The 16,314-nt window shown below is 60.9% G+C and carries 15 protein-coding genes; 5 read left to right on the top strand and 10 right to left on the bottom strand.

The window, feature by feature from the left end:
• The first annotated feature begins 115 nt into the window (after positions 1–115).
• Together HX839_RS08430 and pdeM are read left to right on the top strand one after the other, a co-directional pair.
• The gene (locus tag HX839_RS08430) at positions 116–2,593 is read left to right on the top strand and encodes a ligase-associated DNA damage response DEXH box helicase (protein WP_177066946.1); all 2,478 of its coding nucleotides are present in this window, start codon (positions 116–118) and stop codon (positions 2,591–2,593) included.
• Positions 2,593–3,249 (top strand): ligase-associated DNA damage response endonuclease PdeM, encoded by a 657-nt coding sequence (gene pdeM / locus HX839_RS08425; RefSeq protein ID WP_177066945.1) that lies wholly within the window; start codon positions 2,593–2,595, stop codon positions 3,247–3,249. Before HX839_RS08430 ends, pdeM begins: the two co-directional genes overlap by 1 nt.
• A gap of 31 nt (positions 3,250–3,280) precedes the next feature.
• Here the strand turns inward: pdeM and HX839_RS08420 are convergent, their stop codons facing one another.
• Both HX839_RS08420 and dcd read right to left on the bottom strand, forming a co-directional pair.
• Positions 3,281–3,484, bottom strand: coding sequence for a hypothetical protein (locus tag HX839_RS08420; protein ID WP_003219272.1), 204 nt, complete (start codon positions 3,482–3,484; stop codon positions 3,281–3,283).
• Positions 3,485–3,591: 107 nt separating this feature from the next.
• Positions 3,592–4,158, bottom strand: coding sequence for a dCTP deaminase (dcd, locus tag HX839_RS08415; RefSeq protein ID WP_003219273.1), 567 nt, complete (start codon positions 4,156–4,158; stop codon positions 3,592–3,594).
• 378 nt (positions 4,159–4,536) lie between these two features.
• Here dcd and HX839_RS08410 point away from each other — a divergent pair, with 378 nt between their 5' ends.
• Positions 4,537–4,746, top strand: coding sequence for a cold-shock protein (locus HX839_RS08410; RefSeq protein WP_002554837.1), 210 nt, complete (start codon positions 4,537–4,539; stop codon positions 4,744–4,746).
• A gap of 331 nt (positions 4,747–5,077) precedes the next feature.
• Here HX839_RS08410 and rpoS read toward each other — a convergent pair whose 3' ends face one another.
• The 8 genes from rpoS to HX839_RS08370 form a co-directional block, all read right to left on the bottom strand.
• Complete coding sequence (rpoS, locus tag HX839_RS08405) at positions 5,078–6,082, bottom strand: RNA polymerase sigma factor RpoS (RefSeq protein ID WP_003219274.1); 1,005 nt, start codon at positions 6,080–6,082, stop codon at positions 5,078–5,080.
• Between the two features lie 105 nt (positions 6,083–6,187).
• Positions 6,188–7,024 carry a peptidoglycan DD-metalloendopeptidase family protein gene (locus HX839_RS08400; protein ID WP_032898924.1) on the bottom strand — a complete coding sequence of 279 codons (837 nt, stop codon included), beginning with the start codon at positions 7,022–7,024 and terminating at the stop codon, positions 6,188–6,190.
• 210 nt (positions 7,025–7,234) lie between these two features.
• On the bottom strand, positions 7,235–7,870 hold the full coding sequence (locus tag HX839_RS08395) for a protein-L-isoaspartate(D-aspartate) O-methyltransferase (RefSeq protein WP_008432211.1): 636 nt from the start codon (positions 7,868–7,870) through the stop codon (positions 7,235–7,237).
• A 41-nt stretch (positions 7,871–7,911) separates the two neighbouring features.
• Positions 7,912–8,661 carry a 5'/3'-nucleotidase SurE gene (gene surE / locus HX839_RS08390; protein ID WP_003219278.1) on the bottom strand — a complete coding sequence of 250 codons (750 nt, stop codon included), beginning with the start codon at positions 8,659–8,661 and terminating at the stop codon, positions 7,912–7,914.
• Positions 8,649–9,707: a tRNA pseudouridine(13) synthase TruD gene (gene truD / locus HX839_RS08385; RefSeq protein WP_003219280.1), complete on the bottom strand. Its 1,059-nt coding sequence runs from the start codon at positions 9,705–9,707 to the stop codon at positions 8,649–8,651. The genes surE and truD overlap by 13 nt, the downstream gene beginning before the upstream one ends.
• Positions 9,704–10,177 carry a 2-C-methyl-D-erythritol 2,4-cyclodiphosphate synthase gene (gene ispF / locus HX839_RS08380; protein WP_003219282.1) on the bottom strand — a complete coding sequence of 158 codons (474 nt, stop codon included), beginning with the start codon at positions 10,175–10,177 and terminating at the stop codon, positions 9,704–9,706. The genes truD and ispF overlap by 4 nt, the downstream gene beginning before the upstream one ends.
• A gap of 54 nt (positions 10,178–10,231) precedes the next feature.
• The gene (fghA, locus tag HX839_RS08375; protein WP_177066944.1) at positions 10,232–11,077 is read right to left on the bottom strand and encodes an S-formylglutathione hydrolase; all 846 of its coding nucleotides are present in this window, start codon (positions 11,075–11,077) and stop codon (positions 10,232–10,234) included.
• A gap of 8 nt (positions 11,078–11,085) precedes the next feature.
• Entirely contained in the window at positions 11,086–12,198 is a 1,113-nt protein-coding gene (locus tag HX839_RS08370) for an S-(hydroxymethyl)glutathione dehydrogenase/class III alcohol dehydrogenase (RefSeq protein WP_008432216.1), read from the bottom strand.
• Between the two features lie 109 nt (positions 12,199–12,307).
• Between HX839_RS08370 and HX839_RS08365 the strand changes: the two genes are divergently transcribed.
• Both HX839_RS08365 and HX839_RS08360 read left to right on the top strand, forming a co-directional pair.
• Entirely contained in the window at positions 12,308–13,204 is an 897-nt protein-coding gene (locus HX839_RS08365) for a LysR substrate-binding domain-containing protein (protein ID WP_003219287.1), read from the top strand.
• Between the two features lie 69 nt (positions 13,205–13,273).
• A complete protein-coding gene (locus HX839_RS08360) occupies positions 13,274–16,312 on the top strand; it encodes a dermonecrotic toxin domain-containing protein (protein WP_177066943.1) in 3,039 nt (1,012 codons plus the stop codon).
• Positions 16,313–16,314 lie beyond the last annotated feature (2 nt).

Raw genomic sequence — 16,314 nt, 5'->3', positions numbered from 1 at the left:
AACCATAAGCAGCCGTTACCTAAATAACGGATATACACCCCCCCCCAAAAAAAATCGCAGTTAAACCTTTCCCCCACCCCAAAGGTCTCTGAATTACACCCCCAGAGCCCCAAGCATGGCCAAATCCCCCAACTTCGCCAAAGACTGGTTCACCGCTAAGGGCTGGAAACCGTTCGCCTTCCAAAAAGACGTATGGCACGCAGTCAAGGAAGGCCAGTCGGGACTGCTCCACGCCAGCACCGGCGCCGGGAAAACCTACGCCCTGTGGTTCGCCGCCCTCAACCGATTCGCCATCACCGAAACCACGCCTCGCAAACGCAAAGCCCCCGCCGAACCGCTGGCCGTCCTGTGGATCACCCCAATGCGCGCCCTGGCCGCCGACACCGCCCGCGCCCTTGAGGCCCCGCTCGAATCACTGAAAATCCCCTGGACCGTCGGCCTGCGCACCGGCGACACCAGCAGCAGCGAACGCGCCCGCCAAACCCGCCGTCTGCCCACCACCCTGATCACCACCCCGGAAAGCCTCACGCTGATGCTCGCCCGCGCCGACAGCCAGCCCAGCCTGTCGCACCTGCGCATGGTGGTAGTGGACGAATGGCACGAACTGATCGGCAACAAACGCGGCGTGCAATTGCAACTGGCCCTCGCCCGCCTTCGGCAATGGCACCCCGACCTGATTGTGTGGGGCATTTCCGCAACCCTGGGTAATCAGGCCCACGCGTTGGAGGTGTTGATCCCACAAGGCGGCGGGATCAACGTCCAAGGCCAAACCACCAAACAGTTGCGAGTGGACACCCTGTTGCCACCGGTTATCGAGCGCTTTCCGTGGGCCGGCCATATCGGCCTGAAAATGCTCCCGCAAGTGGTGGCCGAAGTTGATGCCAGCAGCAGTTGCCTGGTGTTTACCAACACACGGGCACAATCGGAAATCTGGTACCAGGCCCTGCTCGACGCGCGCCCCGACTGGGCCGGAGTGATTGCCCTGCACCACGGCTCGCTGTCCCGGGAAACCCGGGACTGGGTGGAGCGAGCCCTGAAGGAGGGGCAACTGAAGGCCGTGGTGTGTACGTCGAGCCTGGACCTGGGGGTAGATTTCCTGCCGGTGGAACGGGTACTGCAGATTGGCTCGGCCAAGGGCGTAGCCCGCCTGATGCAGCGCGCAGGGCGCTCCGGCCACGCACCGGGCCGGCCTTCGCGGGTCACGCTGGTGCCAACCCACAGTCTGGAAATGGTGGAAGCCGCTGCCGCGCAGGACGCCATCGCTGAACGGCGCATAGAAGCGCGCCAGTCGCCTCACAAGCCGTTGGATGTGCTGGTGCAGCATCTGGTGAGCATGGCGCTGGGCGGCGGCTTTGTGCCGGATGAGCTGCTGGCGGAGGTGCGCACCGCGTGGGCCTATCGTGACCTGAGCGCAGCAGATTGGGCCTGGGCCCTGGGTTTCGTGCGCCATGGTGGCCTGTCACTGACGGCCTACCCGGATTACCGCCGCGTCGAGCCGGACGAACACGGCATCTGGCGCGTCCCCGACGCACGCCTGGCGCGGCGCCATCGCATGAGCGTGGGTACGATCGTCAGCGATGCCAGCATCCAGCTGAAATTCTGGAGCAAAGGCGGCGGTGGCAAGACCCTGGGCAGTGTCGAGGAAGGCTTTATTGCACGACTGAAGCCAGGGGATGGTTTCCTGTTCGCCGGCCGCTTGCTGGAGTTGGTACGGGTGGAAAACATGACTGCTTATGTGAAGCGCAGCACCGCGAAAAAGGCTGCCGTGCCACGCTGGAACGGCGGGCGCATGCCTCTTTCCAACGAGCTGGCCCAGGCGGTGGTCGAGCGCTTTGATGCGGCTGCCCACGGTCACTATCTCGGCCCGGAGATGCAAGCGGTGCAACCCTTGCTGGAAACCCAGCTGCGCTGGTCCGGACTGCCGACCCGCGATCACTTGCTGGCCGAGGCCCTCAAGTCCCGGGAGGGCTGGCATCTGTTCCTGTATCCGTTTGCCGGGCGCCAGGTGCATCTGGGGCTGGCGAGCCTGCTGGCCTGGCGCGTCAGCCGGCGGCAGGCGGTGACGTTCTCGATTGCGGTCAATGACTATGGGCTGGAACTGCTGAGTGCCACCGAAGTGGATTGGCCTGAGTTATTGGGCGGCGAACTGCTGAGCGCGGATCATCTGCTGGATGACGTGGTAGCCAGCCTGAATGCCGGTGAGCTGGCCCTGCGACGTTTTCGCGAGATCGCGCGGATCGCCGGGCTGGTGTTCGCAGGCTATCCGGGCGCGCCGAAAAGTACGCGTCAGGTCCAGGCTTCCAGCGGGTTGTTCTTTGAAGTGTTCAAGCAATATGACCCGCAGAACCTGCTGCTGACCCAGGCCGGGGAAGAAGTCCTGCGGGATGAGCTGGATATTCGTCGCCTGGAAGAGACCTTGCGCCACCTGTCTGGGTTGAAACTGGACCTGCATCGCATCAAACGGCCTACGCCGTTGGCCTTTCCGCTGCTGGTGGAACGTTTTCGGGAAAGCCTGAGCTCGGAAAAACTCTCGGAGCGGATTGCGCGGATGGTCAAGGATCTGGAAAAAGTCGCCGATAACGAGAAGCCCTGATGCCCGCTCATTATCCGATACATCTGGCGGAAGAAGCGCTGTGGTTGCTGGCGGACAAGGGGGTGTACTGGCCTGCGAGAAAGTGCCTGCTGATCGCCGACGCGCATTTTGGCAAGGCGTCGGCCTATCGCAGCCTGGGCCAGCCAGTGCCACAGGGCACGACGACGGCCAACCTGCAGCGCCTGGACCGGTTGTTGGCGGCTTTCCCCGGCGCGCAGGTGATCTTTCTCGGCGACTTTCTCCACGGGCCCGGCTCTCACGCCAGCGGCACCCTGAACGCCCTGAGAGCCTGGCGTGAGCGTCATGCAGGCGTGGCGCTCACGCTGATTCGCGGCAACCACGACAAACGCGCTGGCGACCCGCCTGGCGATCTGAATATTGAGGTGGTGACCGAACCCTTGCTGATGGGCCCGTTTGCCTTGCAGCACGAGCCCGACCCCCATGCCAGCCACCATGTGCTGGCCGGGCACGTGCATCCGGTGTATCGCCTGCGGGGCAAGGGCCGGCAAAGCTTGCGCCTGCCGTGCTTCCTGATCGGCAACCAAGTCAGCCTGCTACCGGCGTTCGGCGCTTTTACCGGGGGTTATTCAGTGACGCAGGAAGAAGGCAGCCGGATCTTCGTGATCGGAGACCAGGAAGTATGGCCAGTGCGTTGAGCAACTGACCATTGGCGACACGTGCAGGAAATCAGGCCACAGGGGCGGGAGGCGGTTCGTCAGGGAGAGTGGGTTCGCCAGGCTCTTCAGGCTGGTTGGGCCAGGGATCATCGGGACCTGGCTGGCCGGGAATGCCGCCTGCGGCGGGATCGGCCATCAAGGACCAGGCCATCACACCAATCTGGTTGGGTTCAAGCCGGGCGAGTTCGGCGCTGATTCGCGGATCGAGCTTCATAGGGGACTCCTCAAGCGTGGCCCGGCGCGTTGTGCACGCGTCGGGGCAGTACACCCAATAGAGTGCATGCCCGCTGACAAATTCCCTAAGCCTGTAAGACGATTCGATCAAGTGCGTGGGAGAGTGACGCCGCGCTGGCCCTGATACTTGCCGCCACGGTCCTTATAGGACACTTCGCACTCTTCGTCGGATTCGAAGAACAGCATCTGCGCCACGCCTTCGTTGGCGTAGATTTTTGCCGGCAAGGTGGTGGTGTTGGAGAACTCCAGGGTGACGTGCCCTTCCCATTCCGGCTCCAGCGGCGTCACGTTGACGATGATGCCGCAGCGCGCATAGGTGCTTTTGCCCAGGCAGATAGTCAGGACATTACGCGGGATACGGAAGAATTCGACGGTGCGCGCCAGGGCAAAGGAGTTTGGCGGGATGATGCAGACGTCGCTCTTGACGTCGACGAAGCTTTTTTCGTCGAAGTTTTTCGGATCGACGGTTGCCGAGTTGATGTTGGTGAACACCTTGAACTCATCGGCGCAGCGTACGTCGTAGCCGTAGCTGGAAACCCCGAACGAGATCAGCCGCTCAGCGCCTTCGCCACGCATCTGGCGCTCCACGAAGGGCTCGATCATGCCGTGCTCTTGCGCCATGCGGCGAATCCACTTGTCCGATTTGATGCTCATGGCGGGTGTCCTGAATAGCGAGGTGAAAAAATTCTGTTGGGCATCTTACCGGGGCTGGCCCCGTGGTTCAAAGGGGCGGCTGTTTTTCTTGGCGCCGCGCAGCCCCTGCTGGGCGGGGCGCACCTTCAATCGTGGGGTGTTGGTGCGGTATCAGGGTGCCGCCAGTCACGAAAATAGAGAAACCTTCGGAAATACCATTGGCACGTTCCGGAAAAAGGGTTAAGGTGGCGCCACTGTGCTGCTTGTGTCACTGAGAATCTCTACACGATATGTTGAATTTCGATCCAACCATCTCCAAGAATTTTTCCTGCTCTTTGCACTCAGTCTCGGCCAGGGCTTTTCCTGAGTCGCAGTTAACTTTGTCCAAGGAGATACACCATGTCTAATCGCCAAACTGGTACCGTTAAGTGGTTCAACGATGAAAAAGGCTTCGGCTTCATCACTCCACAATCCGGTGACGACCTGTTCGTTCACTTCAAAGCTATCCAATCCGACGGCTTCAAAAGCCTGAAAGAAGGCCAACAGGTTTCTTTCATCGCTACCCGCGGTCAGAAAGGCATGCAAGCTGAAGAAGTTCAAGTTATCTAACTTGTACTGATTTAGTCGAAAAGCCCCGCCCTCAAAAGCGGGGCTTTTTTGTGCCCGCTCGTTCCTACGCTCTGCGTGGGAATGCCTCTTGTGACGCTCTGCGTCACGCCTTGGGACGCGGAGCGTCCTGGGCTGCGTTCCCACACAGAGCGTGGGAACGAGCAATCAAACGATGTAATTCCATGCACAAAAAAATGTGGGAGCCCACCTATGTGGGAGCCGGGCTTGCCCGCGATAGCATCACCTCGATCTATCAGTTGCACCGAGGTGATGCTATCGCAGGCAAGCCAGCTCCCACACAAGCCCGCTCCCACATTTCATCCTGCGTCGCTTATTGAAACAACGACTCACTCGACAAGCCATTCTTCTCGAGGATCTCGCGCAAGCGCTTAAGGCCCTCGACCTGGATCTGCCGCACCCGCTCACGGGTCAAGCCAATCTCCAGGCCAACATCTTCCAGGGTGCTGCTTTCGTGGCCGCGCAGCCCGAAGCGGCGAATCACCACCTCACGCTGTTTGTCCGTCAGCTCCGAAAGCCACTGGTCGATGCTTTGCGACAGATCGTCGTCCTGCAGCAACTCACATGGGTCCGTAGGACGATCATCGGTCAGGGTGTCCAGCAGGGTTTTATCCGAATCCGGACCCAGCGAGACATCGACGGAAGACACTCGCTCATTGAGACCGAGCATGCGCTTGACCTCTCCCACCGGTTTTTCCAGCAGGTTGGCGATTTCTTCAGGCGAAGGTTCATGATCGAGTTTCTGTGTCAGCTCACGCGCCGCCCGCAGGTAGACGTTGAGCTCCTTGACCACATGGATCGGCAAACGGATCGTACGGGTCTGATTCATGATCGCCCGTTCGATGGTCTGACGAATCCACCAGGTGGCGTAGGTCGAAAAGCGGAAGCCCCGCTCAGGGTCGAACTTTTCCACCGCCCGGATCAGGCCGAGATTGCCTTCCTCGATCAAGTCCAACAGGGACAGCCCACGATTGACGTAGCGTCGGGCGATTTTCACCACCAGTCGCAGGTTGCTCTCAATCATGCGCTTGCGCCCAGCCGGATCGCCCTTTTGCGACAAGCGCGCAAAATGGACTTCTTCTTCGGGAGTGAGCAGAGGGGAAAAGCCGATTTCATTGAGGTACAACTGAGTCGCGTCGAGCGCCCGTGTGTAATCAATGTACTTGTGTTGCTTTAACGCGGTGGAGTTCTTGGATTTGGTGCGAACTGAAGGTACAGCAGGTCCCTCATTCGACATCGATTCCGTATCGATGACAGTCTCCATAAGGAGAACCTCATCGTCGATGTCAAACTCCGGCGCTTCTTTACTGAGAGCCATTGTTATAGTCCTTTGGTGAGTTCGACCTCAAGCTCAAGCGACGCCTTTATCCTTGGCAACGCTGGAGCCTGTTCCTACTACGTGAGGAACAGGCTGTGCAACACATCAACGACGGGGAAGGAATTGCAGCGGATCAACAGGCTTCCCTTGGCGGCGAATCTCAAAGTGCAGTTTCACCCGGTCTGTACCAGTTGACCCCATCTCGGCAATTGTCTGTCCGACTTTGACCTGCTGCCCCTCCCGAACCAACAGCCTGCGGTTGTGACCGTAGGCACTGACGTAGGTATCGCTGTGTTTGATGATGACCAGCTCGCCGTAGCCCCGTAAACCACTCCCGGCGTACACCACTGTCCCATCAGACGCAGCTAAAACAGGCTGTCCCAAATCCCCGGCGATATCAATGCCTTTATTCAAACTACCGTTTGAAGAGAATTTTCCAATAAGGATGCCATTTGAGGGCCATCCCCAGCCGGTCGGTGCGGGCCCCGCCGGCGGCATCGGCGCAGGTGCTGGCTTGCTCGCAACGCTAGGCGCGGCGGTACCTGCAGGCCGGGTGATGATGGTGGTCTTGCTCGAAGACGACGGCGAAGAAGCCGTGTTTGTGACTACCGCGGTCGGTGTTGAACCGGTTCGTCCATCGAAACGAATGGTCTGACCTGGATGTATCGTGTATGGCACAGGGATGTTGTTACGGGCGGCGAGCGCCTTGTAATCCCAGCCATAACGAAAGGCGATCGAGAACATCGTATCGCCCTTGCGCACGACGTATTGGCCTGTGGTAACGGTAGGTTTCTGCGGTACCGCGTTATTGCGGTCGACCACCCGCGCACCACCGGATGGCGTGCTTGAACAAGCCGCCAGCAAGGAACTCAAGACAAGGCCAATCACCAGTCGCTGAAAGCTTGTTTGACTCATACGCTGTGCAATGACCGTGAGACTCACCCGCCGCTCCCTTTGTGGTGGCTGACTATGAACGCCTGTATCAGGCTTGAAATATGACGCAAGTATAACTGGCCGTTGGGTTTTTACTGGAAACACGACTCTAAAGAAAATTTCATCATGTTTAACTCCGACGGCTGATGATGTGGACTCAACAGACCCCGCTGTAAGACACATACCCGGCAATAGAATTCAGTACGCAGGAATAATTGATCAGGCCAGCGGACCGTTGAGCAGCGGGACAAAACGCACGGCGCCGAGCACATGCCGGGAAAAGCCCTCTTCCTCGCGAATGATCAACATTAATTGTTGCACTTCGCCGGCGCCCACCGGAATCACCAGGCGCCCGCCGGGAGCCAGTTGATCGAGCAAGGCCTGGGGTACGTCGGTCGCCACCGCGGTGACGATAATGCCGTTGTATGGCGCCAGTGCCGGCCAGCCTTCCCAGCCATCACCCCAACGGAACACCACGTTGCGCAGGTTCAACTCCACCAGGCGTTCCTTGGCCCGGTCTTGCAACACCTTGATGCGCTCCACGGAAAACACACGCTCCACCAGCTGCGACAACACGGCCGTCTGGTAGCCGGAGCCGGTGCCGATTTCCAGCACCTTGTCCAGCGGGCCCGCCGCCAGCAGCAACTCACTCATCCGCGCCACCATATAGGGCTGGGAGATGGTCTGGTTGTGGCCGATGGGCAAGGCTGTGTCTTCATAGGCGCGGTGCGCCAGGGCTTCATCGACAAACAGATGCCGCGGGGTACGCCGGATGACTTCCAGCACCTGGGCATTGGACAGCCCTTCTTCATACAGGCGCTGGATCAATCGCTCGCGGGTGCGCTGGGAGGTCATCCCGATGCCCCGGCGCAGCAGGTCGTCTTGTTCACGAGCCATCAGCGCAGCCCCTCCAGCCAGCCATCGAGGCTACTGAAGGCATCACTGAAGGTGCGATCGAGTTGCAACGGGGTAATCGAGACATAACCTTGCATCACCGCATGAAAGTCAGTGCCCTCGCCACCGTCCTCGGCATCGCCGGCAGCGGCAATCCAGTACCCTTCCCTGCCACGCGGGTCGACCACCTTCAGCGGCGCTGCCGCACGGGCACGGTGGCCGAGGCGGGTCAGCTGGATACCGCGAATGTGGTCCAGGGGCAGATTGGGAATGTTGACGTTAAGCACCGTGCGCGGCGGCAGGACCAGGGTGTCATGGGCCTCCACCAGCTTGCGGGCGAAATACGCCGCAGTCGCCAGGTTGTCCAGTTGACGGGACGCAAACGAAAAAGCGAACGAGGTCCGACCGAGGAAGCGCCCTTCAAGGGCTGCCGCCACCGTACCGGAATACAGCACGTCGTCACCCAGGTTGGCGCCCAGGTTGATCCCGGAAACCACCAGGTCCGGCTCGCGGTCCAGCAGGCTGTTGATCGCCAGGTGCACGCAGTCGGTCGGCGTGCCATTCACGCTGATAAAGCCGTTGGGCAACGTCTGTGTATGCAACGGACGGTCGAGCGTCAGCGAGCTGCTGGCGCCGCTTTTGTCCTGGTCCGGGGCAACCACCACGCACTCGGCGTAATCCGCCAGCGCAGCATGAAGCGCGGCAAGGCCGGGTGCAGTGACCCCGTCGTCGTTAGATATCAGAATACGCATGGGCTGTCCGTCTGCCCCACCGGCACCAGATCTACAAGCTCGCGCACCAAGACAGTGGCGAAGCATCCAGCCGGCAGGACGAATTCCAATTGCAGAATGTCAGGTTCGGGATAATGCCACGTCAACCCGCCAATGGGCAGTCGAAGAATGCGACGTTCCTGGCTCATGCCGGCATTCACCAGCCAATCCCGCAGTTCGGCTTCACCGTCGGCAATCGCCTGTTCCAGCGCGAAGGTTGCTCCCGCCGCCGGCGAATCACCTTCGCCCCACTGCGGGCCGGTGGGATGCAGGTCGAGGATTGCCAGGCGCGGGTCGCTGCATTCAGCCTCCCCCGCCGGGAAAAAGCTGCGGCTGTCGGTAAACGCCAGCAAGTCACCGACCTGGGCGCGCTGCCAGGAACCGTCGGCCACCCGCGCCGCCAGCACTTTATTGAACAGGAAGCTGCGGGCCGTCGAGAGCAGGCGCGAACGCACATTGCGCTGCTCCGGCAAGGCCTTGCGCGCGGCCCAGTCACGGGCATCGACGACGTTGCCGCCGTTATGGCCGAAACGCTGGGCGCCGAAATAGTTGGGAATGCCTTGCCGGGCGATCAGTTGCAGGCGGGCGTCGATGGCCGCCGCATCCCCGGCAAACTGGGTCAGGCGCAAGGTAAAGCCGTTGGCCGAATGCGCGCCGCGCTGCAGCTTGCGCTTGTGACGGCCGGTCTTGAGGATCTTCAGGGTGTCGTTTTCAGCCGCGCTCAGGTCCGGGTCCGCCTTGCCCGGCAACTGCACGCTGAACCACTGGCGGGTCAGCGCCTGGCGGTCCTTGAGCCCGGCGTAGCTGACGGTACGCAACGGCACGCCCGCCGCCTTGGCAATCCGCCGCGCCGCCTCTTCGGTATTCAGGCCGCGCTTTTCCACCCACAACCACAGGTGTTCACCCTCGCCGGTCAGCGGGATATCCAGCACTTCATCCACCTGGAAGTCTTCAGCGGTGGCCTTTAGAACAGCGCTGCCCAAGGCCTCGCCATAGGCACGCGGGCCCAGCAGTTGCAGATCATTCATGCGCGCAGCAACAAGGCAACGGAGTGCACGGCAATGCCCTCTTCGCGACCGGTAAACCCGAGCTTTTCGGTGGTGGTGGCTTTTACGTTCACTTGATCCAACTCAACTTGAAGATCCGCGGCAATCAGCGCGCGCATCGTTTCGATATGCGGGGCCATCTTGGGCGCCTGGGCGACGATGGTGTTGTCGACGTTGCCGACCTTCCAGCCCTTGGCATGGATCAAGCCGACCACGTGACGCAACAGCACACGGCTGTCCGCGCCCTTGAAGGTCGGGTCGGTGTCCGGAAAGTGCTTGCCGATGTCGCCCAACGCAGCTGCGCCGAGCAAGGCATCGCTCAAGGCATGCAGCACCACGTCGCCGTCGGAATGAGCCAGCAACCCGTGGTGGTGCGCGATCCGCACGCCGCCCAGGGTGATGAAATCGCCTTCGGCGAAACGGTGCACATCATAGCCGTGGCCAATACGCATAAAAAAACGCCCCGATTTAATTCAGGGCGTGATTCTACCTACTTTTGCCTCACATTAACCGAGCAAAGCGCGCGCGTGATGGCGTAAATGGTCTTCGATGAAGCTGGCGATAAAGAAGTAGCTGTGGTCATAGCCCGATTGCAGGCGCAGCTCCAGCGGATGGTTCGCCGCCCTGGCCGCCTGTTGCAACGCTTCAGGCTTGAGCTGCACCGCGAGGAAATCGTCGCGGTCGCCCTGGTCCACCAGCAATGGCAGCTTTTCCGAGGCTTCGCTGATCAACACGCAGGCATCCCATTCGCGCCATTTCGAGCGCTCTTCGCCGAGGTAGCGGGAGAATGCCTTCTGGCCCCACGGGCAATCCATCGGGTTGTTGATCGGCGAGAACGCCGACACCGACTGATAACGCCCCGGGTTGCGCAAGGCACACACCAGCGCACCATGGCCGCCCATGGAGTGGCCGCTGATCCCGCGTTTGGCCGACGCCGGGAAATGCGCCTCGACCAATGCCGGCAACTCCTGCACCACGTAGTCATGCATCCGATAGTGCTGGGCCCAGGGCTCCTGGGTGGCGTTCAGGTAGAAACCGGCGCCCAGGCCAAAGTCCCAGGCGTTGTCCGGATCACCCGGCACACCGGGGCCGCGCGGGCTGGTGTCCGGCGCAACAATGATCAACCCCAGCTCGGCTGCCATGCGTTGCGCGCCGGCCTTCTGCATGAAGTTCTCATCGGTGCAGGTCAGCCCCGACAGCCAGTACAGCACCGGCAATTTGCCGCCCTGCTCCGCTTGCGGCGGCAGGTACACGGCGAAGGTCATGTCGCAACCCAGCACGTCGGAATGATGCTTGTAGCGTTTATGCCAGCCGCCGAAGCTTTTCTGGCACGACAGGTTTTCCAGACTCATGGCCGACCTCAGAAGTGAATGACGGTGCGGATGCTCTTGCCTTCATGCATCAGGTCAAACGCCTTGTTGATATCTTCCAGGCCCATGGTGTGGGTGATGAACGTATCCAGCGGGATTTCACCGGCCTGGGCCATTTCCACATAGCTTGGCAACTCGCTGCGACCGCGCACGCCGCCGAACGCCGAACCGCGCCAGACGCGGCCGGTGACCAGTTGGAACGGACGGGTAGCAATTTCCTGGCCGGCGCCGGCCACGCCGATGATCACCGACTCGCCCCAACCTTTGTGGCAGCACTCAAGGGCCGCACGCATCAGTTGGACATTGCCGATGCACTCGAAGGAAAAGTCGACGCCGCCGTCGGTCAAATCGACGATCACGTCCTGGATCGGGCGGTCGTAGTCTTTCGGGTTGATGCAGTCGGTGGCACCCAGCTGCCTGGCGATTTCAAACTTGGCCGGGTTGATGTCGATGGCAATGATGCGGCCGGCCTTGGCTTTCACCGCACCGATCACCGCCGACAGGCCGATGCCGCCCAGGCCGAAGATGGCCACGGTGTCGCCTGGCTTGACCTTGGCGGTGTTGATCACTGCACCGATACCGGTGGTGACGCCACAGCCCAGCAGGCAGACTTTTTCCAGCGGCGCTTCTTTGGGAATCTTCGCTACGGAGATTTCCGGCAGCACGGTGTATTCGGAGAAGGTCGAAGTGCCCATGTAGTGGAAAATCGGCTGGCCCTTGTAGGAAAAGCGCGAAGTACCGTCGGGCATCAGGCCTTTGCCCTGGGTGGCGCGAATCGCCTGGCAGAGGTTGGTCTTGCCCGACAGGCAGAATTTGCACTTGCCGCATTCCGGGGTGTACAGAGGGATCACGTGGTCGCCCACCGCCACCGAGGTCACGCCTTCGCCGATGGCTTCAACCACGGCGCCGCCTTCGTGGCCGAGGATCGACGGGAAAATGCCTTCCGGGTCCGCGCCCGACAGGGTGTAGGCATCGGTATGGCACACACCGGACGCCACCACCCGCAACAGCACCTCGCCCGCCTTGGGCATGGCCACATCCACTTCAACGATCTCGAGGGGTTTCTTGGCTTCGAAGGCTACGGCCGCGCGGGACTTGATCATCCGGTTTCTCCATCGGGTTAAAAACGTATGGCCGGCAGTGTAAAACATGCTCATCTGATTAATAATCCAGACAAAAGCAAAACATTATTGCCGTACAGGGACAATCAACATGCTGGAAAACCGCTGGGAGGGCATCGACGAGTTCGTCGCCGTGGCCGAATGCAGCCAATTCACCGCGGCCGCCGAGCGCCTGGGCGTGTCGTCGTCCCATATCAGCCGCCAGGTCGCGCGACTGGAAGAGCGCCTGCAAACACGCTTGCTGTATCGCAGCACGCGCAAGGTGACACTGACCGAAGCCGGCCAGACCTTCCTGCAACATTGCCAGCGATTGCAGGACGGTCGCGAAGAAGCCTTGCGCGCCGTGGGCGACCTGGCCAGCGAGCCCAAGGGAATGTTGCGCATGACCTGCGCAGTGGCTTACGGCGAGCGTTTTATCGTGCCGCTGGTGACGCGGTTCATGGCGCTTTATCCGCAATTGCGCGTGGACGTGGAATTGACCAACCGCCAGCTGGACCTGGTGCACGAAGGCCTGGACCTGGCGATTCGCCTCGGGCGCCTGGCGGATTCGCGCATGGTTGCCAGCCGCCTCGCGCCGCGGCGTATGTACCTGTGCGCGTCACCGTCCTACCTGGCCAGGTACGGGCGGCCACATAGCTTGTCGGAGTTAAGCCGGCATAACTGCCTGATCGGCAGCTCGGATATTTGGCAACTGGCCCAGGACGGGCGCGAATTTTCCCAGCGGGTACAGGGAAACTGGCGCTGCAACAGCGGGCAAGCGGTGCTGGATGCGGCCCTGCAAGGTGTCGGTCTTTGCCAATTGCCGGACTATTACGTGCTGGAGCATTTGCACAGCGGCGCACTGGTGTCGTTACTCGAAGCCCATCAACCGCCCAACACCGCGGTTTGGGCGCTGTACCCGCAACAACGCCACCTTTCGCCCAAGGTGCGAAAACTGGTGGACTTTCTCAAGGAGGGCCTGGGCAACCATCCCGTCTACCTGCGATAGACAGCTACCGCCCATGCAGCGCCTGAGTGCCGGTAAATAGCCTTTTTTACTGCGTAACCAGGCACCCCCATGATAACCAACGGCCCGCAACTCCAGCGCATCAGTCATTTCGTTCGCAAGGTCCTGGCGGATTTCCCCGTACCTTCGCAAATCGCCGCCCAGTTGATCCGCGAGCGGGTACAGCCCCTCAGCCAGGTCGAGTTCGACCCGGACACCACCCTCCTCGCCACCCTCGAATACAACACCGACAATCCCAATGCGGCCTTCACCGCCGTGGTGATCCAGTCGATGTCGCTGACCGAGGCCATGGTCTGCAATGCGCCCCAGCCCCCGGGCGGCATGCTCAATACCACCGGGTTTTCCACCACTGCACCTTATTTCAATATTGTCAGCGAGCTGCCGCGCTTGATGGATAACCGGATTCCGGCAATGTTCAACGAAGAGTTCATCGTCTCGGGCTGGATCCCGCCAAGGCGTTATGAGGCGCTGTATCTGCAAAGCCAGCCCCAGGTTTACGACCCGAGCACGCAGCTGCAGATTTCACCAAAAACCTTCAGGCACATCGTTAACTCAAGCCATTTCGAACAAACCTACGACGAGGCGATCGGCAAGTTCTGGAACAGCCACCGGGAAAACTACAACACCCTGATGCGCATCGCGTTCACCAAAGCCTATCTGGAACAGTTCCATGAGTTCACCCTGACCGTGGCAGAGAGACAGCTGGCGGCACGGGCGGCGGGAATCGGCATCGACAAGAACCACGACAACCTCACCCTGGAGGATTTCCAGGAGCCCTATCGCCTCGACCCAAACCTGTCCCTGCGGCTATTGCGCGTTCACAACAGCGAATCCACCGACATCCTGACCATCACCGATAACCAAAGCCAGGTGACCCTGCTCTATATCCCGGGCAACTCCTCGCCCTTCCATGGGTTCAATAACCCGGCAGACATGCGCAGTTGGCTGGTGAAAACGGCAAGGGACGCCACTCAACGCAAGGCGCTGACCCAACACTTCGACGAGGACGCCATCGACTCCGGCCTGATCTACAGCGGCGTGGAGGAGGCACTGGTGGGGATGGCGGTGTTTCCGAAGCCGGCAACCTCCCCGGGTTTGTTCAACAGCCTGCGGGCCGATAACTACTGGGATCCCGAGCAGTACATCAATAACCCGATGTATCCGGCACTGGGCAGTAACCCGTTTGAGTTCATCGCCCGGCAGATCAGGGTACGCCTTGCAAAAGTAGCGGCGCGAAGCTTTATTTCGCCCCTGGATACGCTCAAGGCCGACACCCTGGATGCCCTGGAAAAAGCCTGCATTCTGGCGGTTCCCGTGGCACTGGCCATGGGCAACGCGCTACTGGCGGAATTTTGCTTCCTGACCTCCGGCGCGACTGAAATGGTGGTGGGTGCCGACGACCTGCTGCGCGGCAAACCCCACGCGAAGGAGCGCATTGTATTCGGCGCCCTTAACGCGCTGCCGGTGGTCGCCCATGGCGTGTCCAAGGGGCTCAAGGGCCTCGAAAGCCTGCGCCCCACCCTGGGCCCGGCAGTACGCCAGGATGCGGGCCGGATCAGCGTCAGCGCCATCAACGAAACCTCCATGGCGGCCAACACCGAGACGCGCACCCTGAGCCCACGGATGACTCCCGGCGGCCTGCAGACCATCCGGATTCACGGCGACCTGTACCTGACCTACAAGACCCCCAATGAATCAGGCTTCTTCGAACTGTTCGTAATGGCTCCCAACGCGCCAAACACGCTGCAATCCACCGGCCTGTATGCCATCCAGAGCGCCGACCTGAAATGGCGCACGGCCGGGCTGGCCGGCGGAGGCGCATTTCGCAATGCCTGGCAAAGGGTCTACACGCTGTTCGGCGGCCCGCAACACTCGACGTTCTACAGTGCCTACGAGATGCCACCCCCCGCACGCGAGACCGTTTCGGAGATGCTCACCGACACCAGTTCGTTTTCGGAAAACCTTGAACCCGTGGGCAGCGGTGCCCAGCCGGTGAAAGACACCCGCAAGTTGTTTTTCGAGAAAAGAACCAAGCTGTCTGAAGATGCCACGATATTCTTTGCCAACTTGTCGTTTTCACCGATGCGGCCGGTGCTTCCAAGGCTCAGCCTGAATGAATCGCAGCCGACCATCATTCAAAAACTGCTGCACGCCAGCGACGGCCTGGTGATCGGCGAAAGCCATGGAGCCCTGTCGAGCAAGGCGTTCCTGATCAACAACATGCCGCTGTTGGCCAGCGAGGGGGTCAAACGCCTCTATTTCGAGCATCTGCTGACGGATGTACACATGCCCTTGCTCAAGGCGTTCTACCGTACCCGAAGCGCGGTGATGCCCGAGGAACTCAAGGGCTTCCTCAACAACATCTACCCGCCGTTGCGCGACCGGCACTACTCGTTCGTCAACATCGTCACCGCAGCCCGTGACGCCGGGATCAAAATCCAGCCGATCGACTGCACTGTCAGCTACATGCTGCGCGACCTGCCCGACACCGCCGACAACTTGCGCCAGCGCATGATGAACTTCTACGCCACCGAGGTGATTCAATGGATCCAGACCACCAAGCCGCGCCCGGGCAAATGGGTCGCACTGGTGGGCGACAGCCATACCAATACCTACAAAGGGATTCCGGGGATCGCCGAACTCACCGGCAGCATCGGCCTGCGGATCGAGGATGCAGCGGCTGGCGGGCACCTCGGCGTCGAAGTGGACACGGGACGCACCGCCAGCCTGGGCATCGGCAAGGGTGAGGGAACGGTCAAGGCCAACCTGGTCCTGCGGGTGGACCGCGCCAGCTTGCAACGCCCGGCGCAACCGGCGCCCGCCCCCTCCCAGCCCCAGGCCAGGACGCCACAGACGCTGCTGACCAAGCCAGGCCAGTTCATGCTGACCCCGGCCACCGTCACGACACCGGCACACCTTCACTACCGTTCACGGCGAGGCGACGTACGCCATTTCAGGATCGATCAACAGGGCGGCCGATACGCCATCAGCGCGCCCGGTTGGGCCGTGGACGGCAAACCGTTCGACAGCATTCAGGCACTGGTGGATGAGTTCAAGACCCCGGCCGGGGTTGAACAGATGACGGTGTGACC

This window comes from Pseudomonas sp. I8001 (assembly GCF_013385345.1).
Classification (GTDB): domain Bacteria; phylum Pseudomonadota; class Gammaproteobacteria; order Pseudomonadales; family Pseudomonadaceae; genus Aquipseudomonas.
This window is presented reverse-complemented; position numbering and strand designations above follow the sequence as displayed.